Source organism: Ralstonia sp. RRA, assembly GCF_037023145.1.
GTDB lineage: Bacteria > Pseudomonadota > Gammaproteobacteria > Burkholderiales > Burkholderiaceae > Ralstonia.
In genome coordinates this window covers 228,266-251,262 of record NZ_CP146094.1, presented here as the reverse complement: position 1 = coordinate 251,262, position 22,997 = coordinate 228,266, and the positions used below count along the sequence as shown (strand labels likewise).

The 22,997-nt window shown below is 57.6% G+C and carries 20 protein-coding genes; 13 read left to right on the top strand and 7 right to left on the bottom strand.

Annotated elements, in window-relative coordinates; genetic code table 11:
• The first annotated feature begins 191 nt into the window (after positions 1–191).
• From V6657_RS30490 to V6657_RS30470, 5 genes are all read left to right on the top strand, one after another.
• Complete coding sequence (locus tag V6657_RS30490; protein ID WP_024979384.1) at positions 192–1,232, top strand: hypothetical protein; 1,041 nt, start codon at positions 192–194, stop codon at positions 1,230–1,232.
• A gap of 433 nt (positions 1,233–1,665) precedes the next feature.
• The gene (locus tag V6657_RS30485; RefSeq protein ID WP_024979385.1) at positions 1,666–3,843 is read left to right on the top strand and encodes a phage integrase family protein; all 2,178 of its coding nucleotides are present in this window, start codon (positions 1,666–1,668) and stop codon (positions 3,841–3,843) included.
• A gap of 1,774 nt (positions 3,844–5,617) precedes the next feature.
• The gene (locus V6657_RS30480; RefSeq protein ID WP_024979386.1) at positions 5,618–6,622 is read left to right on the top strand and encodes a replication protein RepA; all 1,005 of its coding nucleotides are present in this window, start codon (positions 5,618–5,620) and stop codon (positions 6,620–6,622) included.
• A gap of 525 nt (positions 6,623–7,147) precedes the next feature.
• Positions 7,148–7,438 carry a hypothetical protein gene (locus tag V6657_RS30475; RefSeq protein WP_004630160.1) on the top strand — a complete coding sequence of 97 codons (291 nt, stop codon included), beginning with the start codon at positions 7,148–7,150 and terminating at the stop codon, positions 7,436–7,438.
• 204 nt (positions 7,439–7,642) lie between these two features.
• Entirely contained in the window at positions 7,643–7,864 is a 222-nt protein-coding gene (locus tag V6657_RS30470; RefSeq protein WP_024979387.1) for a hypothetical protein, read from the top strand.
• A gap of 70 nt (positions 7,865–7,934) precedes the next feature.
• Here V6657_RS30470 and V6657_RS30465 read toward each other — a convergent pair whose 3' ends face one another.
• The 4 genes from V6657_RS30465 to V6657_RS30450 form a co-directional block, all read right to left on the bottom strand.
• Positions 7,935–8,237, bottom strand: coding sequence for a hypothetical protein (locus tag V6657_RS30465; protein ID WP_231973571.1), 303 nt, complete (start codon positions 8,235–8,237; stop codon positions 7,935–7,937).
• Positions 8,238–8,381: 144 nt separating this feature from the next.
• Positions 8,382–9,356 carry a ParB/RepB/Spo0J family partition protein gene (locus V6657_RS30460; RefSeq protein WP_024979389.1) on the bottom strand — a complete coding sequence of 325 codons (975 nt, stop codon included), beginning with the start codon at positions 9,354–9,356 and terminating at the stop codon, positions 8,382–8,384.
• A gap of 4 nt (positions 9,357–9,360) precedes the next feature.
• Entirely contained in the window at positions 9,361–10,023 is a 663-nt protein-coding gene (locus V6657_RS30455; RefSeq protein ID WP_080693740.1) for an AAA family ATPase, read from the bottom strand.
• A 1,301-nt stretch (positions 10,024–11,324) separates the two neighbouring features.
• Positions 11,325–12,101: a replication initiation protein gene (locus V6657_RS30450; protein ID WP_338755991.1), complete on the bottom strand. Its 777-nt coding sequence runs from the start codon at positions 12,099–12,101 to the stop codon at positions 11,325–11,327.
• Positions 12,102–12,252: 151 nt separating this feature from the next.
• Between V6657_RS30450 and V6657_RS30445 the strand changes: the two genes are divergently transcribed.
• Positions 12,253–13,339 (top strand): IS3 family transposase gene (locus tag V6657_RS30445; protein ID WP_237433453.1). Its coding sequence is split into 2 segments (ribosomal slippage): positions 12,253–12,506 and positions 12,505–13,339, totalling 1,089 coding nucleotides; the frame shifts between segments, so codons are not numbered across the junction.
• Between the two features lie 3 nt (positions 13,340–13,342).
• On the opposite strand, the gene V6657_RS30440 is transcribed toward V6657_RS30445, so the two are convergent.
• Positions 13,343–13,873, bottom strand: a complete 531-nt coding sequence (locus V6657_RS30440) for a replication initiation protein (protein WP_338755990.1) — start codon at positions 13,871–13,873, stop codon at positions 13,343–13,345.
• Between the two features lie 1,132 nt (positions 13,874–15,005).
• On the opposite strand from V6657_RS30440, the gene V6657_RS30435 reads away from it, so the two are divergent.
• Both V6657_RS30435 and V6657_RS30430 read left to right on the top strand, forming a co-directional pair.
• Positions 15,006–15,206: a hypothetical protein gene (locus V6657_RS30435; protein WP_024979391.1), complete on the top strand. Its 201-nt coding sequence runs from the start codon at positions 15,006–15,008 to the stop codon at positions 15,204–15,206.
• Positions 15,207–15,355: 149 nt separating this feature from the next.
• On the top strand, positions 15,356–15,940 hold the full coding sequence (locus V6657_RS30430; protein ID WP_080693741.1) for a DUF882 domain-containing protein: 585 nt from the start codon (positions 15,356–15,358) through the stop codon (positions 15,938–15,940).
• On the opposite strand, the gene V6657_RS30425 is transcribed toward V6657_RS30430, so the two are convergent.
• On the bottom strand, positions 15,937–16,842 hold the full coding sequence (locus V6657_RS30425; protein WP_338755989.1) for a PD-(D/E)XK nuclease-like domain-containing protein: 906 nt from the start codon (positions 16,840–16,842) through the stop codon (positions 15,937–15,939). The two genes, V6657_RS30430 and V6657_RS30425, sit on opposite strands and share 4 nt — an antisense overlap.
• A gap of 124 nt (positions 16,843–16,966) precedes the next feature.
• Between V6657_RS30425 and V6657_RS30420 the strand changes: the two genes are divergently transcribed.
• The 5 genes from V6657_RS30420 to V6657_RS30400 all read left to right on the top strand — a co-directional run bounded on the left by V6657_RS30420 (position 16,967) and on the right by V6657_RS30400 (position 22,313).
• Positions 16,967–17,368 carry a hypothetical protein gene (locus V6657_RS30420; RefSeq protein WP_024979393.1) on the top strand — a complete coding sequence of 134 codons (402 nt, stop codon included), beginning with the start codon at positions 16,967–16,969 and terminating at the stop codon, positions 17,366–17,368.
• Position 17,369: 1 nt separating this feature from the next.
• Positions 17,370–18,131, top strand: a complete 762-nt coding sequence (locus tag V6657_RS30415; protein ID WP_024979394.1) for a hypothetical protein — start codon at positions 17,370–17,372, stop codon at positions 18,129–18,131.
• A 66-nt stretch (positions 18,132–18,197) separates the two neighbouring features.
• The gene (locus V6657_RS30410) at positions 18,198–19,469 is read left to right on the top strand and encodes a hypothetical protein (protein WP_024979395.1); all 1,272 of its coding nucleotides are present in this window, start codon (positions 18,198–18,200) and stop codon (positions 19,467–19,469) included.
• Between the two features lie 911 nt (positions 19,470–20,380).
• A complete protein-coding gene (locus V6657_RS30405) occupies positions 20,381–20,998 on the top strand; it encodes a polymer-forming cytoskeletal protein (RefSeq protein WP_024979396.1) in 618 nt (205 codons plus the stop codon).
• Between the two features lie 67 nt (positions 20,999–21,065).
• Positions 21,066–22,313, top strand: a complete 1,248-nt coding sequence (locus V6657_RS30400; protein ID WP_024979397.1) for a hypothetical protein — start codon at positions 21,066–21,068, stop codon at positions 22,311–22,313.
• Between the two features lie 268 nt (positions 22,314–22,581).
• On the opposite strand, the gene V6657_RS30395 is transcribed toward V6657_RS30400, so the two are convergent.
• Positions 22,582–22,980 (bottom strand): hypothetical protein, encoded by a 399-nt coding sequence (locus V6657_RS30395; RefSeq protein WP_024979398.1) that lies wholly within the window; start codon positions 22,978–22,980, stop codon positions 22,582–22,584.
• Between the last annotated feature and the right edge of the window lie 17 nt (positions 22,981–22,997).

Genomic DNA, 22,997 nt, shown 5'->3' with positions numbered 1-22,997 from the left:
CGAATCTCTGAGGATTGCGGCCCCGCATGGCGCATCTGTGCTAATCTAAATCTACGCTTGGCAGAAAGCGTCCCGCTCGCATTGGGTTAGCCGCAACGGCACTGCCACTTAGTAATACCGCCTTTCATCCTGCTTCTTGTCGGGGTCGATGGTGAGCGAGCCGCCGCCGACCCTCATGCCAAGGAGCTGCCATGCGTCTATTCCCCGCTCATCTTCGCGAAGCCAAAGGCATGGCTCGCCGTCTTTTCGACGCCTTCACCGCCATGGAACTGCCAGGGAACTGGCGAAACCCTGGAACGCTTCAACCCAGCTTGCAGAAAACTCAAGAGTTCATGGCTACTGCAATGGGCTATGCGGGTTGGCGTGAGCTTTCAAGGGCGGTCCAGCAGCCACACGAGCCTGTCTATGTCGACACGGTTGATCCAGGCTCAGATGGGCAGACAATCCTTTTCGAGGTTGTGACGAAGCTCACTACGCTCTTGGGTCTAAGCGATGGAAATGGATCGGTCTACGACGCTGTCACGTCTGCGGGCGTGGGCTATTCTCCGAGAATGCGCCAGCGCCAGTTGGAAAACAGCACCCCTTGGGGAATCGCGATCGGTGAGCCCGAGGAACTCGTACCCGGAATCCGGCACGTCTACACAGCCTCCCACGGTGGCCTACTCCTGTCCCCTCAGCGGAACAGTTCGATGCCGCCCCATCTACGCTTACCGGATGGCGCCTATGCGGATAGCGGCGAATTCCATCTTGTCACGATTGCATTCGCCGAAGAGGCGGAGGCAATGGAGTCCTCTATACGCGATGCGCTCCATTATCTGGGGCTGATCGATCCTTATGACAGGAGCCTGGTACGCGCGCTGGAGTTGCTGAACAGGAGCAGGAGTGACCAGGATTACTTCGCCATCCACTTTCCCACGGAGGCGGCACTCTCCGAAAGCGACTTGGAGGAGGAGATCATTGCGTATCTAGTGCATTGCGTGCGAACGAACACGCTCCCAATCCGCTTTCCCGGCGAGACAGGCGACGCCGACGAGAACGAACGCTTTCAAGCGAAGTACGACCGCTACAGCCTCGCAAGGTGGGTACAGACCTACCAGGGAATTCCGACTGTTGACGGCCGCTGGCCCACGCGCCCGGGGCCCTGGTACCAGCACTGGGCCTGGCAAGAGCGCTTGCATGAGGCTGACGCCGAGCAAGAGCACCGCTTTTCCCCAGGGCCTCGGGTCGATTAGTCATCGCGCGGACCCGCGTGCCGTGTAGACCGGTCGCATTTTCTCAACCACCACTCCCCTGCCCTTCCGGGCAACGGGAAGAGGATTGAATGCACGGGTCGAGCCGCTGCCTCCACAAGGTGTCCTTGGTATAGCAGCCACCGAGCGCCTAGACTGTATTTCAAGGACTCCGCGTGCGACTTTCCCTTCGTCAACCGCATTGCTGTGGACTTGATTGCGCGAGGGCGCAATTTTTTAGGGTGAAACCAAGGGATACATAGGTGTTACTATGTACCCCTTCACAAAATACGTGAAGTTAGGCTGTTTTTGAACGCGCCTCACCCTCCCCGGCCGCCAGCCCTTGGCCAGCAAGGCCCCGCACCGGTCCGAGCCGGCGCCGGCCGAGCGGGGTCGGCGCCACGAACACCCCCAGACCGACCCACAGCGAACCCGCATGCCGACGAACGACGACCGCGAGACCACCGCCAACCGCCCGGGCGCCCTGCCCGCCGACGCGACGGTCGAGGACGTGACCTTTCGCGAGGTGGCCACGCCGGCAGCGCCTGCTGATGGCCAGGCACCGGCCGCTGCCCGAGCGGCCCCGGAGCGACGGCGCATCGGCCTGCACCACATTGCGTTCTTCCGCACCTACCTGGAGGGGCTGGACCTCGCTGACGCGGCCGACCGCTACCTGGATTTCGGGCGCGACACGCCGCGCGCGCGCCGCACCCAGCGCTGGCTGCTCGACGAGTTGGTCGCGGCCGCCCGCAAGCACAAGGATTTCGCCACCGCGCGCCTCCTGAAGATCCGCCCGGCCGCGATCGCGCCGCTGGAGGCGGCGCCAGTCACGCCCGGTGCCCAGCCCAAGCGGCAAGCGCCGTCGCTGGACGACTTCGCCGCCGAACGCGACCCGGACGGGTTCTACACCGAGGCCGAGCTGCTCGAGCTCTTTACGGCCGAGTTTCCCGCCGGCGGCGAGAGCGAGGATCCGGCCGAGGCCGCGGTGCGCCGCCGGCAGGAACGCAACGCCCGGTTGCGCGCCAAGCAACTGGTCGCGCTGGCGGAGTTGGAGCGCCTGCTGGTGGAAGTGCCCAAGCCCGAGCACCACGTGCTGGGCTGGTTCGACGTGTCGATCGCTCTCAAGCTCGCCGACGTCGGCCTCAACACCCTCCGAGGTCTGGTGCAGGCCGTCAATGCGGCCGGCTACCGCTGGTACCGCAACGTGCCGCGCCTCGGCGAAAAGGGTGCCGGCCGCATCACCGCCTGGCTGGAAGCCAATGGGCAGGCGCTCGGCATGCCGGTGGCGCCGACCGCCCTGGCCCGCCCGCCGCGCTGGGGCCAGCCGGTGGTGCTGGAGCGCGCGCCGTCGACGTCGGTCGCGCCGTTGGAGTACTTCGTGCTGCCACGCGCGCTGGACGGCAGCCTCGGCACCAACCGCGACCTGGACTCGCGCAACAAGACCGAGGCGCACGACGACAAGGCGGCGATCCTCTGGTGGCTAGGCAAGTACGCCGGCAACGCCAACACGCTGGCGCGCTACCGCACCGAGGCCGAGCGGCTGCTGCTGTGGGCCGTCCTGCAGAAGGGCAAGGCGCTCTCTAGCCTGTCGATCGCGGACTGCAACGAGTACGTGAACACCTTCCTGCCGGCACCGACCCCGACGTCGACCTGGATCATGGAGCGGGTCGAAGCGCGCTCGCACCCGCTGTGGCGGCCGTTTCGCAAGGGCTTGGGCTACAAGAGCCGCGACCTGGCCCTGCAGGCGCTCAAGAGCCTGTGCGAGTCGCTCACGCGCGCCCACTACCTCGACTTCAACCCGTTTGCAGAGGTGCGCCTTTCGCGGCAGATGCGCCTGGCCGAGGATGGCACGCCAGCGGAGCCGGAGACCGTCACCAGCCGCATCCATACCGAACGCAGTCTCACCCACGACGAATGGCAGTTCGCCATGCGCTTCTTGCGCGGCTTGCCAGCGGAGACGCCCGCCACCCAGCGCATTCGCTTCATCCTGACCTTCGCCTATGGCACCGGTTTGCGCCGGGCAGAGCTGGCCGGCGCGCGCACCGGGCACATCACCCGCACGTACGCGGGGCCCGAGCTGGGCACCATCACGGTCCTACGGGTGATCGGCAAGGGCGGCAAGGAACGCTTCATCCCACTGTCGCCGCGCCTGCTGCAGGCGCTGTCCGCGTACCTGGTCTACCGCGGTCTGCCGGCGGATCCGCAGGCCTGCCCGGCCGGCACGCCGCTCATCCCGGCACTGCAGGACAAGCGCGAACTGCAACTCAAGCGTCTGAAGCCGGCAGGTGCAGAGGCCGTCGTGCCCGCGGACCGTACCGAGAAGGCCGTCACGCTGGCCAAGCTGTACAACGCGGTGAAGCGCTTTTTCGACAATGCTGCGGCCGCCGCTCACCTGGAAGCGCCCGAATTCGCAGACGCGTTCTCGCGGGCAACCACACACTGGCTGCGCCATACGTTCGGCTCGCACGCCGTGGCCGGCGGGATGGCGTTGGAAACCGCGCGCCAGTTCCTGGGGCACGCGTCGATCAGCACGACGGGCATCTACTCGGTCGCCGACATTGCCCGCCAGTACCGAGAGGTCGATGCCTTCATCGAATCGTCGTTTGGCACGTAGGCGCCCTACCCGGCTTCTGCATAGCAACGCGCTTTCTATTGCCGACACAAGTCGACGAAAGACACGCGCCCCAAGGAAACTTTGCCTCCCTACCCCAGGGTAATGCCACGCTGGTTCAGGGTGCACAGTGGCGCTTCCCGCCCGTAGCTCTGGACAAGTCGCGCACGAAAAAGAGTCACGCGCGCTTGCGCTTCTTCCCTGACCTCTCTTGACCGCCCATCGTTCAGCGTTGGCCAAAAGCGTTCCTATCTGGGTTTTCCAATGGCAGCTGCATTTTGGGCGGATCGAAGATCCGCCTCAGTCCCGACTTATGGGCGCTAAAGCGTATATAACCCAACATGGGGGTCACGCAGAACAAGGGTGCGCGAACGCGCACTGAGGCGCCGGCCACTCTGTGGGAGACGAACATCTATGGCCAGCCAACCTGCGCAGATTTAGGGTGGATTTCCGTGCACACCCCAGCACTCTTTGCCCTGAAAGCGACACGCTGATTCAGGGTAAGCAGTCGGCAAACGCGGCCAGCACACTGTTGCCGAGGTGCCGGCGGCCAGCGGCCATTCCCTCCGAACGAAGATTCGGGGTGAATCTAAATCGACCGGTTCCGAGTGCGCGAAGAATCGGGGTGCGAATCTGCCGTCGGCGCGCAGCAGCGCCATGCACTGGTTGCGATGCTGCCAACCGCGGCTACAGGCTCGAGCGGTGCGGCAGCCGGAGCCATGCCCCTTCCACCCTGATTCTGCGTACCCTGAATCTTCGTGCCCCTTTGGGCGGCAAAAACAAGCGCAAGCGCCACCCTGATTCTGCGCAATTGAGCGTTCCCGCTCTACCTCCCACAATGGCAGACACTCTATATATGGGCGGCCTGCCAACCACCACCGCAAGGGCCTTCAGGGACGATGCCCACCCTGAATCTGCGCTTCGGGTGGGATAGCATGCCGGCCATACCGCGCATGGACGTGGCCCGCTTGAGCAGATCAATGACCTTAGAATGGCCTCAGCCGGACCGATTGCTCATCAGAAAAACCCGTTAACAATCCGATAGTTGCGCCGGAATCCACCCTGAATCTGCATTGCCGCTACCTCCTAGGCCAATGCGGACGGTGAGGCAAGTGGCAGACCAGTCCGATTGAGCAATACACGCAGATCCAGGGTGGAAATGCGCCGTACGGCCTTCATGCCGATCCGGACCTCGAGACGCCAGGTACGCCGCCGTCGACCTCTGGTAGGCCCTAGAACCTCAGCTCCAGCATGCCTTGAAGGCGATTTGCGAAGATTCAGGGTGACTCTGGGCGCAGATTCAGGGTGGGAAAGGCTCTGTGGCCGCGAGCTCGATATCGACGCAAGGGCGCTCTGTGGACAAACCTGTGCATTGTGAAAGTTGTCCACAAAGATTCAGGGTGGGCCGGCGAAGAATCAGGGTGCGGAAAGCATGCTTGTCCAAGCAGATTCAGGGTGTACCTACGCAGATTCAGGGAGAGAGAACGCTGATTCAGGGTTGAGGGTGCCCGCAAACCTAGACGGGACAACGGTTCGCGGGCACCGCATATATGTTGGCATTTATCTTCTGTATCTAAGACTTTCTATATCTCTCAACTAGTTGAGGTCGCCCGGCCCGGGGACAACTTTGAAAAACCAAAGTTGCCCCCCGCCCAGCGCGCCCGCGAACACGATGTAGAAAAAAAACGACCAAAACCCCAGTTTCACCCTGAATCTGCGTTACACCGAGATCGAAGAGCGTGTAGATTTCCCCAAACGTTCCGGTACCGGAGCTCACATGAACAACGAAGATTCCAAGAAGCCCTCCCAACTCGTCTTAGTGCCCCGAGATTCCACGTCGGAGAGCAAGCGCGCTCGGGAGCGACGCTTCACCGCTTTGTATGAAGAAGCCTTGGCAATCGAGGCGGAAGATGCAAAGAAGGCTGGCCAAATTGGGTTCGTGGCCAAGTGGATGGTGCACGCCACTCTTCCGTATGTGCAGCCTAAGAACAATCCGCCCGCATGGGGGCGAAATAGCGGTAAGGTCAGCCTGCTAATTCAACCCGGCCACTACATGAAACGGGTGGAGACGATTGTCCGCGGCAAGCCGAAAATCACCCAGGAGGCAGTGTCCATTGGGTATCCGTACGGCGCATACCCGCGCCTGATCCTGGCTTGGATTGCGACCGAGGTTGCGAAAACAGGTGAGCGCGAACTGGTTCTCGGCAACTCACTCAGTGAGTTCATGAGCAACATCGGCAGAGAACATGTGTCAGGGGGATCCCGAGGCAATATCACCTTGATGCGCAACCAGATGCAGCGGTTGTTTTCCGCCAATATCGCGGTGACGAGTGATCCGGATGCGGTGGCTTGGCAGACTGATGGCTTTCGCATTGTGGACAACGCGAACATCGAGATTTGGTGGAATCCGCACAACCCTGACCAAGGCTCACTCTGGCAGTCTCGGCTTCGTTTGACCGAGCGGTTCCATGAGACGCTGTCGAAGAGCCCGGTTCCAGTCGACCTGCGGATTGTGAAGGCATTGTCTCGATCCGCAATGGCGATCGACATCTACTGCTGGTTGACTTATCGATACGCGATTATGGACAAGTCGACCAAGATTCCATGGGAAGCTCTGATGCTGCAGTTCGGCTCTGAGTCGTCACCTCACAAGTTCAAGGAAAACTTCCTCAAAAACCTGAAGGATGTGAAGGAAGTCTACCGCGACGCGAAGCTCGACTACGACAAATCGGGCATTCTCTTGCTCCCGTCGCGCCCCTCGGTGCCTAAGCGAATCGCCTAGGGCTGCACAATATCTGCCCCCAGCGATTCCTGATGGGAAGTAGTTCTTGACTTTGCTGGCGAACTGAAAAAGAATACCCACGTGCCGAACACCGGCATCGAGCAGCTGGAACTCGCACCATTTCGAGCCTCACTTCTACGCAAGCCTCTACGCGGATGAAGATTTGGGAAATGCAGTGGCTTGCATTCCCCAAGCTTTCATCCAAGTCCCTCTGGGCTTGTCTTGCTCTCCTTGGTTGCAAGCAGCAGGATTTCGAACACGTTCGCGTGTCCCGTTTTTCCCGCGAGATCCTTTGTGATCTTGCTCGTCCCTTTGTGGACGGCTTGCTACTCCGGTAGCCTCGAGAACTTCACCGTTCTCCTGTCTCGGCATCGCCTTTTCAGCGATTTGTCGTCTTGTTGTGCCTCGGTTCTGGTAGCTGTCCGATTCGATCGGCTGTTGCTCGTTCCGTTTTTCTTTCAACCCGCGCGGGGACTCGATTCCCTCGTGGGGACGATGTCTTCGCATTCTCCTTTGGAGATTGTCATGTCGAACGTCGTCCTGTCTGAACGCGCCCTGCGTCGCCAAGCCATTTCGGAAGCTCACAGCCATCTCCTGGAGGTGGCTGCAAAGCAACCGAAGACGCTCCTCGAAAACTTCCGCATGTATCCGTCCCTTGTGGGCGATCTGGCATGCTTGGAAGAAGTCGTGGAGATTCTCGTGGAACAGGGATTTGGTAAGCAGCTCGAGCTGCTGTGTGATGCGCCTGGTATCGGGCGCTACGCGAGTACCGTCATCTCTCGCGTGGTTCTGTTTGCGACCAAGGCTTCTGCTTAATCGCACACAGTTCCTCTTTGCCAATCAGCGCTGGGGGTTCCGCTATGCGGAGTCTTCCAGTCTGATAGGCATGTGGTCGCAAGCTTTCGACGCAGTAATGCGCCACAAGCGAGTCCACCGTGCCATCCGGCACTTGTTGTTTCTCACCCATCGGGGCCTACTCCCCGCTGGGGGGCAGGCTTCGAAACATCTTTGGAGCCTAGCATGTTGAACATCGAATCCCGTTCGTCTGCAGTTGCCATCTTGGCCGTCGTCGTCCAGCTGTTTGCCGCCCTCTACTTCCTGACCATTCCGGTCAGCAGTTCGGTGCTGCGTCATCAGCTGGGTGTGCTCGCGTTCTCCATGATCGTGATCGGTCTGCTGTGGCTCTTCGCCAAAGCAAACGAGTCGGTCCCGTCTGCACGGGCCTATCGTCCCGCCTACTGATTTGGTGGGGCATGGACGAGCAAAGTGGCTCGCTTGGAACGTACCTGGCGACAGGTTCTACCAGCTAGCCTTATTGCTCGCATGGATCTGGCCTTGATTTGAACTTCGGTTCGGTCTGGATCAGTTCCCCTTCTGCCAGTCGTGCAAGAAGTTCCGCATCTGCGGATCCTTCTTGCGCGGCCAGCAGTTGGTAATGCTCTGCTGTTTTTAGCAAGGCCTTGTTGTACTCCTCCACCGACTTCGGTGTTGTCTGGTCACCAGAAATCGTCTGAAAGCGCTCAGTTTCCTCTGGCGTCAAGCGCAGAACCTTCCCCAATCGCAGCATCCCCCCCTCCCCTTCTCCGGCAAAACTATTCAGTGATGCTTCAACCAATCTAGGTGCGCTAGTCGGCGCAACTAGGTAGTCCCGTGCTGTTGTATTACGCAACTCTTGCTGCAGGCTCTAATTCGTATTACGTGGGACCCTCGGAAACGCGGCTGCCATAGTGCAATCAACTGTCGTCGCCACCAACGAGTGTCACGTAACTTGAGTCGGGAAAAGATCTTTGATCTTTCTCGCGACCTCCTCGGCCTGTTGTGCGCTCAGGCCCTTCAACTTCAATTCAAGTCGGCCGTCGGCCTCGAACGTCCTTAGCTCCCCTTTTGCCTCGCCAAAGCTTAAGTGTTCCCGAAATGATCGTGCCCGGCGCACTGGGCCTTTGGCTGCTAGCTTGCGGCGAGCAACCACGTCACGGTAACCCAGACCATTCCTGGCTGCGTCTTGAATTAGTTCGAAGGTCTCGTCATCGCCTTGCTGTTCCCAGTATTCACGCAAGGCGTTGAGCATCTTGTGATTCATTAGCTCTGAATACTCAGATACCCCCAAGACAATTTTGTGAGGCAACTGCGCGAGTGATAGGGTGCGGGACACATAGTCTTCACCGAGATTCAACGCCTTAGCGAGTGCACTCTGGGTTGGGTAGATCTTTCGTGCGAGCAGTTCCTTCCACCTAATAGCGTCGTCGAGCGGAGTCTGGTCTCTTCGCTCGACGTTCGCAGCGCGCGCCATTTCGTACAGCTCGCGTTCGCTTGCGGGCTTGGCACGAATTTCGACCCGGAGCGTCGGGATACCGGCCGCCCGGGCGCCGCGCAAACGCGTCTCGCCCTCAATCAGTACGATTGCTCCGTCGTCCTCCTGATAGCCGAGTGCGGCAACACGCTGCCCGTTATTCGTCAGTGAGATCGCCATTTCGTCCACTGCTGCACTCGTATAGACAGCACGTGGATTCAGTGGATTCGACCTGACCCGTTCAACAGGCACTTCGATAATTTGGCCGATCACAACATCTTGGCTCGAGCCAACTTTTGTTGTTGCGTCGTGAAATACCGGCTGAGCAAGCGCCAACCCGTCATTGTGCGTCCGGGGGTCTCCGACAATTGGGGCGCTTGCTGCATTTGCCTCCGCAACTGCGACGGCGGCCGGAGAAATAGTCTTCTTTTTAAATGTGGCCATTAGATCACTCCTTATTTGCCAGTTCGACGATTTCTTCGTATAGCGCCTGCATCTCTTCAATTGCTTTTAATGACCGGTCGGAGCCTTTGAGTTCATGCAGGGCGCGACCAGTTTTTCCCGTCGCCCGCCACGCTTCTCGCTGTGCAATGTGTGTTCGGCACACTGGAATGGATTCTCCCGCGAAGTATTCCCTCAATTCATTCGTGGCTTTTGCATTTTCTTTTGTAGACACTCTGGTCAGAACGACATGAGCTGGAATACTGCCGTTCTGGTGCCGATGATCCAGAGCACGCAGTGCTTCGAACACATTGAGTGTGGATTCGACTTCTTGCTGATCGGGTCCACAAGGAACCAGCACAAGATCCGATAATTGTGCGCATTCAAGCATCGTTCGATAGTTTTGCGCCCCGATATCGACGACAACTAGCGTGTACTTGCCGGCAAGATTAGCGAGCTCTCTAGCCGGATTTGGTGGCAAAGAAAGTACAGGAATCGCCGGAGTTACGCCTTCGTCATTGCGTATGCGAGACCAAGACATCGCGGAGCCTTGTTTGTCCGTATCCAAAAGAACCACATCTATTCCTTCAGTTGCTGCCAAAGCTGCGAGATGCGTAGACAACCGTGTTTTCGCGACCCCACCCTTTTCGGCACCGATAGTGATAACCATGGATGTCCTCCAGACAAATTATCGAAATTTAGTGAATTCTAATTCAGAAGAAATCGCTAAACAAGAGATGGCAATCCAAACGTCAAGAAATTCCGCGCGCAAAGTTCGCATATAAAAAGTTGGCTCGAGCCAACCTAGTGCCGCAGCCGTGCACCGGGCGACTCGAACGCAAAGATTCCGAGGATATTGCGGCCCGCAGCGTGGCCGGTGAAATCTTGGCTCGAGCCAACTTTTTCCGATGGTAACGGGCCTCTATGGAAGAAGAGAAATTTGTAACGCACAACTGAGCCCCTTTGGAAGTTGGCTCGAGCCAACTTGCCGTAGACCTAAGTGCGTGGCTGGATTCGGAAGTAACGGATTTGCTGATTGGTCGGATTCAAATATGGCCGAGAGAATCTTGGCTCGAGCCAAGATCGCCGGTGGTCACGGGGCTCTCTGGAGGAAGGCGTGTGAATGACGCGCACCCGAGCCCTTTAGAAGTTGGCTCGAGCCAACTCCCCGGAAACGAGGCGCGTAGCTCGATTCGGAAGTAGCGGTCTTGTTGATTGGTCGGACCCCAAAGTGGTCAGTGAAATCTTGGCTCGAGCCAACTTTTCAGGCACTCGCAGGGTTCCATGGAAGAAAGCAGTCGTATGGCGCACTCCAAGCCGATAGGAAAGTTGGCTCGAGCCAAGTCGCTTCGCCAAGGCAACTGCTCCTCGAAGAGGCGCCGCCCAGGATCTTGATTGTGTGTTTTTACTTTTACCCCTTAGCCGCCGCCCGATCGGCACAGTGCTGCCCGGTATGACGCTGAAGCGGTTGCAAGCTGGTCCCGCGCAATCAAGCGAGTGACTTCACAACAATTTGACGATAGAAATAAAAAAATATAAAGAAAGTACGACAAAAATCCATCAAATTATGCAGATATGTATGTGTACAGTAGGTCACGACAAGGCTGCCGCAATCGCTCTAACAGCATTTCCATTCACTGAGAGCGCAATTCCTTTGACCAGAAACGGCGGTGGGAAAGGTGTAAAGCGGCAACTCATTACGCACCTGGACAGCCTGAGGCCATAGTGCGCCGATCAATGGCCGGAAAGTGGCCATTGAACTGGGGGACATGCTCCTCCTTGCCTGTCTGTGGCCGTTGTGTGGCCATCTGAGGCCGATCGCCGGCCGGACTCAAGCAAGGAAGAATAATGGAGGAACGGGGAGGGGGGGAGCAACTGCCCTTACACGCCCGGCAGAACCCAAATTGGCAAGGCTAGCGGAAAGATATTGCGGCCAATACCAGTAAGAAGCTACAGAACACGCAGGATCTCTCAGTTCTTGAAGTGATAGGCGTACAGATCGGCATCACCAGGTTCGCCCCACAAATGCTGGTTCAAGAACCGGATAAACCCAGTTTTTGCCAGTTTTGTACTACGGGATGGGTCGTACAAGAGCTTGTCGTTCCGCACACTGGAGTTGTATCGCTGGAGCACCTCCGCCTGCTCGTCGAGGGGCATCTCCAAGAACGCTTTTTCCGCTTTGGCGTCACGGCTGCACATGAACGATTCCCTGAGGTCAGCGTCGTTCAAGACGGGGCGACGAGGGGATGTCCCAGCGTTGAGTTTTCCCGAAACACCTGATCGCGAATATCCATTCTCAATGCTGCTGACAAAGAACGATGCCCGACTCTTCAGGGGCTCTTTGTCTTTCGACGCGTCGCGAAGCAGGGTATGTTGGAGCGCGGCCCTGACCTGCTCCTCGGAGAACTCGCTCATGAGCTGGGCGGCTTTGTTCGGCGACACACCAAGCTTAAGAACCTCCTCCAGCAGCGCAGTTGTTGATGATGAGACTTGTGGTGGGTTCTGAGAATCGGCCTCTAATGCCAGGTCGCCCCCCTTGCGATCCACTTTGAACTGGATCTGGTTTACGACGCGCCCCACCTTATGAAGGATGAGGGTAACTTCGATGTCCGTGAGCTCATTCACTTCCGCAATGGCGCGGTTGAGAACTTTGGCGCGGAAATGTTTGAAGTGTGCGTAAATCGAGTCAGAGTCAATGATTCCAACAACAGCATGCCTGAAGTCCTCCCATGACCATCGACTGGTCATGCCGGTGCGCTCGTAACGTTTGCACCACTCATATAAAGGTCCACTACCCATCGAACGGAAGCGCTGCGAAATGAGTAGATTGATGGGTAATACCCCCTGAAATCCACCGCTGGGAGAAGTAGAATTTTCTCGTTAAGAGGGAGTTCTGCAGATGAAGAAGTCGAGATTCACAGATAGCCAGATATTGGAGGCGCTCAAGCGCGCGGAGGCTGGGCTTGCGGTGCCGGAGCTATGCCGGGAACTGGGCATCAGTTCGGCAACGTTCTACAAATGGCGCTCGAAGTACGGCGGGATGGACGCGTCGATGATGTCGCGCATGAAGGAGCTCGAGGCGGAGAATGCCCGGCTGCGCAAGATGTACATCGAGGAGAAGCTCAAGGCTGAGATTGCCTCGGAGGCGCTGCAAAAAAGTTCTGAAGCCATCTCGCCGGCGCGAGATGGCAAAGCAGGTTGTGCAACAGCGCCGCGTGTCAATTCGTGTGGCGTGCACAGTGTTCGGCATCAGCGAGTCGTGCTACCGATACGAGGCGAAGTTGAACACGGAGAACGAAGAGATTGCAGACTGGCTGATGCGTATCACGGGCTGTCATCGCAACTGGGGCTTTCTGCTGTGCTATTACTACTTGCGTAACGTGCAGGGATTCGGGTGGAACCACAAGCGCATCTACCGGATTTATCGGGAGCTGGAGCTGAACCTGCGCATCAAGCCGAAGAAACGCTTGGTGCGCGAAACGCCGCAGCCGCTGTCGGTGCCGCATGCCATCAACGAAGTGTGGTCAATGGACTTCATGCATGACCAGCTCGTTGACGGGCGCAGCATCCGGACGCTGAACGTGATTGATGATTTCAACCGCGAGGCGCTGGGCATTGAGGTGGATTTCTCGCTGCCGTCCGAGCGGGTGATTCGCACGCTGGAGCAGCACATGGAATGGCGTGGCAAGCCGAAGGTAATTCGTTGTGACAACGGCCCAGAATACCTGAGCACAGCCATCGTGACTTGGACGCAGAAGCTAGGTATACGGCTGGAATACATTGAGCCGGGCAAGCCGCAACAGAACGCGTACATCGAACGGTTCAATCGGACCGCGCGATACGAATGGCTCTCGCAATATCTGTGGGAAGACCTGGAGCAGGTTCGGCAGGCAGCGGCCGACTGGATGTGGACTTACAATCACGAGCGCCCAAATATGGCATTGGGCGGCTTTACCCCGAAGCAGCGGCTGGCCATGGCCGCTTAGTTTCTACTTCTGCCGACTGTGGAAAACGGGGGCATTACCGATGCGCTGCCAAATTTTGGGATCAAGAAGAGCTTCCCGAAGCTTCGGGCTGAACGAGAACTCGAACGCTTTTTGGTCGACCAAGTGCGTCACATCAGCAAGCAACGTCGAGGCTGAAATCTTGCGGTCCAACGGGTTCGTGGTCGCATCCCAAACCACATGCTCCTTCATGAGGCTAAGTAACTCGCCCATGACATAACGGCGGTTGCTCGAATCTTTATAGCCAATGACGTGCTCGAGCTCAGAAATCAGAACCTTCCAGCTGTGGAGTTCGGGCTGCCGCTGCGCAAAGTAGACGCAAGAGTTGAAGAGTCGTTGCTGCAGGACTGACAGGGGCCTGTCTGGGAAAACGAAGATGGCTTCGCGCGCCTTGCGCATGGTGACGGGGCTACCACGCTTCACCATAGGAAGCAGTGCAGCCTGCTGAGGCGCAGGCAACTGTGTGATCGACCCACTAGCTTGAACGCTCATACCCTTGTCGAACTCGGTGCCCAATGCTCGATTCCACCGTATAGCAACGCTCGGTTGAAGATCCGACTTCATAGAGGACGGACGACGAGTGAAAGCTGATGGCTAAGCTTGGTTGGTTTCGAAACTACTTCCCATCTGGAAGCGGAGACTGTGAAGATACCCGTTGACAGGACTTGGAAAAAGCCGAAAAGAAGCGCCATACCCCCACAAATTCGAATTTGAGCTGGACAGCATGACAGCGCCGAATGGCCTACGGGCCACTTCTACCGAAGGCAGGGGAGCGTTCAGCGGATTGTAGAAATGGTTACCTATCGAACGGAGAACCTTCTCTTTTTGCCTCTCTGGAGGCCATTGGTAACCACCTCTACCCCTTACTGGAAGAGCGGCACGGGAAGGGCGGCCAACTCCCGAGAGAGCGTGAAAGTGGTTACTTGTCAGGCGAGCCGCTGAAAAGCTCGTATCTAGGCTGACAAATCACGATGTGCAGTGCCGAAAGGAAGCCGCTGTGGTGAGAGGCCCACAGAGCCGCCAGCATGCGTCACTCAGCGCATCCCAGATCAGTCCCACCTAGTAGATCTGGTTACCTATTACCACTCAGAACAGATTGAAGCGCCGCTTAAGACGCGACGGCACAGGTTTGGCAGCCCGCTTCAAGGGAAGGTGGGTGAGTTGCACAATGGATAGGCATCGACGGTTATAGGTAACCAGGTCTACCGGCCTTGCCCCGGCCCAAATTACGAGAACTGGATACCTGGCTCTTGTGAAGTCAGTAACCTGACAAGCGATAGGTGCCGTGTGGAAGGTGCCTAAGTCCATAGACTAGGTTACCTTCTGAGCTGCCAACGCTTGCGCGAAGCCAGTTCTCGACCCGTAAACAAGTAAACAAAGGATGTTCTTCTAAACTAAAAGAACAAACTCTTCATGGTGGCCCTTAGAAGTGGTTACCTACCAGCAGCGCCCTGTTGATAACTTCTCAGCAAGAACCGGCTCGTTGCCAGTTCGCAGTTGGTCGGCTACGATGTGTGCTCAAATTGAGACCGACCATTCGTGTTTCAAACGACCAGCTGGGGAACCAGCCAATTCGGGCGACCGGATAACCGACCCGTGGGGCACTCGTACCCCGCGGTCGAGCTGCTCCACTTTTCGAGGAGTAGCTATGAAGACATTGTTCAATTGGGCAGTGGGTCTGTTCGTGCTTTTCTGCTTCTTCGTCGGCTTCTTTGATCAAGACTCTTCTTCGAAAAGGAAGCGTTCATCGAGCGAAGAACAGTTGACTGATGAAGTGGAGCGTCGAACGCATGCGGCGGAAGACGCGGCGTACTACGCCGAACACAACCCGCACGATCATCACGCGTAGAAAAGAAAGGGAGGAAGCTGAGGCTTCCTCCCTTTTTTTGTGTGCAGACCAGCTAGAGCGCTGGGCGCGAGAACTCGTACGCGAAAGCTACCCCTGATGCGTACCGTTTCGCGCTGGCTGACTTTGGCTAGTCCGAAAAAAATAGCGGAATGGAAGATCTTTCCCATCCCGCCCCTTCGCCGATCACGAGCCTGCCACGTCGACGCTTTCTACAGAGCGCGACTTTAGTGGCGGCGGCGGCCTATGCTCCAGCCATCTTTGCGCAAGCGCGGGATGACTACTGGTCCCGACCGCGGGCCCTGTGGCTGAGACGCAAAGAAACAGGGGAAGAAGTCAGAACCGTCTATTGGGCAGACGGAAAGCTCGTTGTCGATGCTTATGTCCAATGCTGCACGTTGCTTCGAGACGTTCGCGCCGGCGCGGTGGTTCAGATGAATCCCACCCTCTTGGACATTCTGTGCGGAGTCTACGGCTGGTTCGCGCAGGCAGGGATCGAACGTCCAATCGTCGTCACATCAGGGTACCGAACGCAAGCGACGAACGGAAGAACTGAAGGTTCAGCTCGGAATTCCATGCACCTGGTCGGCCGGGCAGCCGATATACGTGTACCCGACGTCCCAACAGAGTACTTGGCAAGGTTGGGGCTATACCTCCGCGGTGGCGGTGTTGGCTATTACGCGACCAAGCAGTTTGTCCATGTAGACAGCGGGAGACTCAGAACATGGGCAGGCTAGGCCGAGGCCAGGATGTCGTGGTTGGATTGGTATTCGTGCCACCGATCCACTTCGAGAACATAGTCTCCCGCGTACCCCGGCCAAGAATCATGCGCGCGTGCATGGTTCAACCGATTAAGGCCGTCCTCGAACTTCTGAGCACCGTTGTCGAGCAGGGAGTCTCCTGCGGTGTAGGTCATGACGCTGTAGGGCGCTTCCTTCTCAACCGCAATGAAGACGAATGGCCTCTCCTCACCAGTAAAGTACTGGACGCCCGTCTGGTATATGAACGCCGACAGATCGTAATGGTAAGCGTGGACAGAGCCGTTGAATGCTGCGGGTCGAACGTCGACGGTCGACTTCAGATCGAAGATGAACTCGGGGTGCAGGTTATCTACCTTGACCCGGCATTTGACATTCGTTACCCGCTCAACAAAGTAGATCGCCTTTTCCGACTCCCCTTCGTCAAACCACTCTCCAAGAGTGCGGCCGCGAAAATAGTGTTCTCGAACTGCCTTGCGCATGGACAGGAGTGCGTCGAATTTGTCCTGCCCAATGACAGTATGGTTCGGATGATCAGCGATAAACGTCTTGCAGCTACGAAGGCGTCGGTCAAACTCGCCGTCATAGGGCAGCACCACGTCCTCAAATCGCCACGGCTCAAACACGGCCATATGCGCAAGGCGACCGAATTCCAACACTTGCTTGTCCTTGCCGGCCCCTTGAACAGCCGCGAGAAAATGCTTTGGGGTCTTGAGGATCGACTTCAGCTGCGTCGACGACACGTAGTCACGGTCAGAGTGGTACTCCTCGTCGGTGACGGCCATCGAGTAGCTGTCCCTATCCACGCCAAAGACCGCCTTTTTCTTACCTCGCCAGGCCGGAAGGTTTGCTCTTTGCATCATATTGGGGAACGCATTCATCTCACACCTCGAAAGTCTGAGATCAGCGTACAGGGCCATTACTCCGATTCAAGCCCCTTTCTGGCGTCAGGCACCTTGAACAGCGGGGATAGAAACTGGAGGAAGGTTCGGTATCGTTGGCTGCATGAAACGACTGAACACACTCTCTCGCCCCAAATCGCCTGCTCTGCAGGCGTATGTGAAAAACACCTTTCTCGAGCTAGCCGAGGTCAACTTTGTCACACAGACAGACTTCTGCAACGAGGTCCGCGCGGTCTACAACAATCTAGGGAACCCACCCCTACTGCGATCAAAGGCTCTTGCCGTCTTGCTCGCAGCCTCCGAGAAGTTTCCGACTCTGATTACGCTGAAAGACGAGCAGGGCAAGGTAGTTACTGCCGGAGCCACAGGCTTTCGCGAAATCTGCGGCTTGTTTCCCTCAGTTCCGAAATCCGAGATCGATGCGATCTGCCGAAAGGTCGGGTTGCTTCGCGGCGTGCCGAACATGCTTGCGCATGCCAAGCCGATGAACGTCCTGGGGATCTGACATGACGAACAAACCTCTCGAAACCTTCAGCGGCGCACTTTTCGGGGTGCCGATTCTGCTGCCTCGCCAACGCAAATGTCGCACTGAGTCGGCTAAGGGGCAGTATCGGTTCATGGAGGAACTTGCACTGTTGATGCGCGCGACGACGCCCTACAAGGTGAGGACGCTAGACCGCTTTATCTCTCTTCAAGGTACGACCGTGATCTCTCCAGCGTCCATGCGCAACTTTGAGAGGGAGATGGTCGCAATGACGATGAAGGGAAAGACCGCGAGAATCGAGAAGTACGTTCACGCAGTGGGTCCTGGTGACGAATGGCCGCTGGTCGTCATCGCCATTGGAGTCGTAGCCCGGGCGACCACCGGAGCGTCACGATTCAGCCTGCCTGCTCCCGATGTTTGGCAAAGCATACATGCGAAGTTGCAGGGCTACTTGGGCTTTCATGTGGAGGAGTTCCAAGGTGCCGCCATTGGCCAGATTCAATGGATCGACAAGGCTATCGACGACGCTCGCAGGATGTTGCTTGGTGCTGGTACACGCCGTATCGAGGGGGCGCTAGGGGACGGTGCAGCGATTGAAGGCGTCACTGTCACGACGATGAGTCAGGGATTCCGAGTTCATCTTCATAACAGTAGTGGCGTGAACGTTATCGAAGTACCAGCGAGAAGCGGAGCGGATATCGGAGCCGAAATCGCCGGAATCGATGAGAGCATTCGATTCCTAACGGGAAAAGCGGCCGTTTGGGGGCTTGAGACACGACATTGAACGCGAGGGCTAGAAATTGACGCGCGGTCTGTTGAAATTGTCTCAAGCGACCTACAGGAGAATGACGTGATCACCGGTCTCGAATTTGATACCCCAATTCTTGGCACCGTGCGAATGGGCGAGACTCGCCCTGGATTGGGTGGCGCAGAGGACTATCTGGTGCATTTCGATTACTTCGAAGTGCACAACCGCGAACGCAATGCCGACGGCAGCTGGGCAAAGCATCCCATCCACGACAAGCTTCACAACAGGCTCAAGTTAGACGGCCATGCAGGCACAGCGACTGGTGAATTGAAGTTGCGCGAGATTCCAATCACGCTGCCTTACAACAACCCCAAGCTGCTGCTTACCCAGCAACTAGAAGCCCGTAGTCTTGTGGATGGTAGACGAGTGTGTGTCGGCAACGGGGAGAGCGCTGTTCGCCTCGAGAGCGACCAGCGAACAGTCGCAACGGCCTGTCCAGGATGCGAACGTTGCCCCTTCGGAAACACGCAGGAAGTGCAGTGCCAACGTCGCACATCGTTGATTTTTCGAATTGAGGGGCAAGACGATCCGTTCTCGGTGTTTGTTCTCCATTCCGCTGGAAGGAACACGGCGCAAACGCTCGTTACAAAGGTTCACTCAATGCATGCTGCGTTTGGGAATCGCCTGACCGGCATTCCGATGACGCTGAAAATGCGCAACACCGTGTCCGCCGACTCCGACAACTCATCTGTGTTTTACGCCGATCTCGTTCTCCGGGATATCAATCCAAATGAAGCGGTGAAGGTGGCGATGGAATACGAGCGTCAGCAGAAAGAAGCAGGCTTTGACCAAGGCGCGATGGAGGAGGCTCTTCTCCAGTTGAAGGCTCAGTCTCAGTTTGCGCCTCCGGAAGACTTCGGCCAGGTTCAGGACTTTTACGGCCGTCGACGAGCAGCTTCTCGTGGAGAACATGCTTCTCAATCTTTGCAGCTTGTGGCCGTTAATGCAGATGGTCACACCTCGGAAGCTGTCGCCGGTGGCGACCAGCCGATTGCTGATCTCGAGGCGGCTCCGCCGCTTCCCCCTCCAAAAGGGGGGGCGAGGTTCCGGATGCGTAAAGCTGTGCAAGCTGCTACCAGCGTTACCTCTCTGAACGAGCGCCTAGCTCCTAGTGCTGAATTGTCGGCCAAGGGCGCTGAAAGCAACTTGAAATCCGAAATGCTGCATCTCGTTGCGCCCGCAGATGCAGATGTGCCGACGCCTGTCCCGATGGTTCCATCGGTGCGGGGGTGCGCACTTGGAAGGGTAACTGCGGCCTCCTTGGCCGGTATCCCGGAAATGCCGCGTGCAGTAGCAGGCGGGACAGGTTTTTGATACATCGCAAGGAGCACTATGGCCTTTGAAGAACTAGACGCGAGGGTGATCGGCTCATCCATTACGGTGCGTCTCGAACAGTTTGTTGGAGGTACCCCCACACGACCGCCTTTTCAATCCAAGGCGACTGCGGCGAATGCGGCCGCGCCTCGATTGGGGCCGTTACCACCAGCGCCCAAGCCTGAAGTGATGTTCGCAAAGCCTGAGGACGGCTCCAGGCAAGCGCGAAGCCTCACTGCTAAGACGGGATGGCGAAAGCTGGGGGGGGTATTCGTCATGAAACCGCTGAGCGCGGAGCGCCTGCGGGTTGCGTTGACAGTTGGATGCGTCGGAGCGCTTGCGTTCACGGCCGGCACCATCTACATGCGCGACGGATGGAAGTTTTTTAAGGGTTTTCTCCCGACGGTTCATAACGAGACGAGGTCGTCTGCGACCTCAAGCACTCCGCCAACTTTAGTTGCTGGTGGGGCCGTCACACAGGCTCCGGCTTCAGCTGTGACCCCTTCTGCAGCGTCTGCAGTGGTCACGCAAGCAGCTGCTGTCATTCCACCGACGCAGCCGGCAGCCCCAGTGGAGGTTCACAGCCAAGCTTCGGCGGTGCAACCGTTCGCCTCAGCGCCTACAGGACCTCAACAGGCGAATGCCCCGGTGGCGCCACCGGCTCAGGCTGCTGCGCCGGCTCCCGTCGCGGTGGAGGCCCAGCCGGTGAAAAAAGCCGAAGTTCAACCGGTTCCCCAAGCTCTCATTGAACGGGCGCCGCTTGTGCCCCTGCCTGCTGCTCCGAAGATCGTGAGGCCTCGCGTAGTGCATCAGGAGGCTCCTGTGCGGCCGCAACCGCACGAGGCGCCGGCAGCGGAGCAGAACTCGCCGATCTTGGTTGGCGGCCAATTCAGTAAAGGTAAGGAGTCAAAATGAACATCACCCCCATGAATGATCAAGCATCTGAAACGGTGTCGTGCGTGCTGAGCATCGATCCCGTAAAGGAAAAGATCACAGCGGTACTGCCAGCCGGCGCCACTATCGAAGGGGCGCTCAGATTGAAAGAAGGCGGTCGCATTGGTGGCGTGGTCAAAGGCAATGTCATCAGTGAGTCCGGAACGCTGTTGATCGACTCAAGTGCCATTGTTGAGGGCGATATCGTGGCCAAAGGCCGTTGCATTGTTCTAGGCCAGGTCGGAACGTCCTCCCACCGATCGACGATTCGCTGCGAGAAGATTGACGGTCTGACAATCAGTCACGCCGCCCAAATTCACGCCAACATCGAGCACAACGGGATCTCGGCGACAAATGTAAGCGGGCAGATTCAGCGCATAGGTGAAGTAACTCACCAGCAGCCGCTTGCTCGAGAAGGCTTGCGAACGCCTGGGCAGGATCTCCATCTTGAAGAGCTGAGTTCCACTCAACCGCCGGCGTTGACGCACGATCCGTCGCCCGTCGCCAACTTTACGCAGCCTCCGGCACAAGCTCAGCAGGCACCCGCATTGCGAGTCGTCATTTCTGACTCTGCACAAGTCGCGGCAGTAGGCTGAACGACTAGACATAGACCGCGGCGGACCTCAAGATCCGCCGCGGTTTGCTTTTGAGGAATGGATCTTTATGGCCGGCAAGACTTGGGGCAATTTCAGCCAGTGGCGGGCGACAGCGTTGCCATTTGGCCAAAGCAAACTTGCGGGGTGCTTTCTCGCGTTTGCGGTTGGAGCATCGATGTGTGCGTTCAGTTGGCGAGAGCATGCCGCGCCCTTGTTGGCCGCACTCTTCCCTGTGGTGATGGTTATGTGCACATCCCGCTTGCAAGCCTGGTGTCTTGCGTTGGGATACGGTCTCGACATTGGCCTGATGGGCTTCGGTGGTGCCGGTACCTTCTTCGGCGGATCGTGGCTTCTGGGGCTTGCAGCAGGTGCCACTTACGGTTTGATTTTCAGTGCAACCGTTGCTGCGCTGTATCCGAATGACACTCAAAGCCCAAAGAAAAAGGCGGTTGCGGTCATGGCATGGACCGTCTTGTGGACCTATCCGCCGCTGGGAGCGTTCTTGGCAGGGTCGCTTGTGGCCACTTGGGGATTCTGGTTCCCAGGAACCAAGTGGTTGGGGCTTGCTTTGGGCGCTGGCTTCACCACGTTGCTCGGCGCTTACGCACACAGATTTTTTGGCCAGGTAGCGGTGGGCGTTGCAGTGGTTGTCGCGCTGGTCTTTTCGCCCTTGGAGGAGGCTTCGTTCGCACGTTCAGAAGATTGGGTGGGCGTTTCTACGGAATGGGGTGTCCAAACGCCAGATACCCTTCCTGAAACACTCGTGAAGATGCGCACGATCATCCATGATGAAGCTTCCCGGGGAGCAAAGGTTATTGTGTTCCCAGAAAGCATCATAGGCACCTATGACTCTTCCGAAGATGGCGTGCTTGAGATCATGCTCAAGCAGGCCGCTGCACAGAAGAAGGTGAGCGTGGTGTTTGGTGCAAACGCGATGACTGACGTCGGAATGGCCAACATTGCGCGCGAGTACGAGTACACCTCGGACGGGGTACACGAACTTCAATTTCAGGCACGCCAGACGGTGCCCGTCGCCGAATGGAACCCTCTATCTCGTTATCACTATCCCGCCCAATGGTTTTCCAGCGGGGTGATGCCTATCGGCGGAAGAGGGGCACTTTTTCTCTTCTGCTATGAAGAGTATCTGCCCTGGGAGGTGCTCTACTCGATCGGGCGGGAAAAGCCGGATTTGATCGTGGCGATGTCCAATTTGTGGTGGACAAAAGGCACGGGAGAGCCTGTTCTACAGCACCGCCACGCCGAGGGCTACGCGAAACTTTTTGGGCTCCCCCTGGTAATCGCTACCAATAGCTGACACTAGGCCAAGCGGTTGGATTAACGCATCAGAGATCAGAGTTTCGTCACCTGCAACGGCAGCCCCCGGGGCAGGTGAGCGGAGTTGGAATGGTTAGGGCCGGGAATGAGTGCTTCGGCGAACCGAGGACTTCGCGTTGACCAACAGCCGAATAAACGGAAGCACGTAGAACAAGCCCAAGAGTGTGCCGACCATCGCCATTGAGAGCGCTTCTGCCTTCTTGACGACGATGTCGTCAATGCCCACCTCGCCGGCGGAGTTGCTCGCGTCACCGACCGCTTCGGATGTCGTCCTTGATGTATTGAGCCACCACCTTCGCAGTGATGCGGCGCTTGACTCGGGAAGGCAAAGTCCAACGGTAGAAGAGCGCGTGACCTAAGAAGCTAAGGAAGTAGAAGCCAACGAAGTACCGGAGCAGGAGATTCTTCAGATCTTCAAAATTGCTCTGATTGAGCAGTTCCCGGACATAGGGAAGATCCGACGCACCCACCCAGAAGGCGGCCACGGGGACCAAGACAATTGCGTACACCAAGCCTTTCCATGCGAGGACGCAGAAGTCATACAGCCACGCGGTGTCGGCCCACTTGTCTTGGGCATACAGCTCGGCCTTCTCTTGTCGGTACAGGCGCTTGTAGTCAGCGACAGTCGGCAGCACAACGCGGGTCATGTGGATCGTCTTTTGAT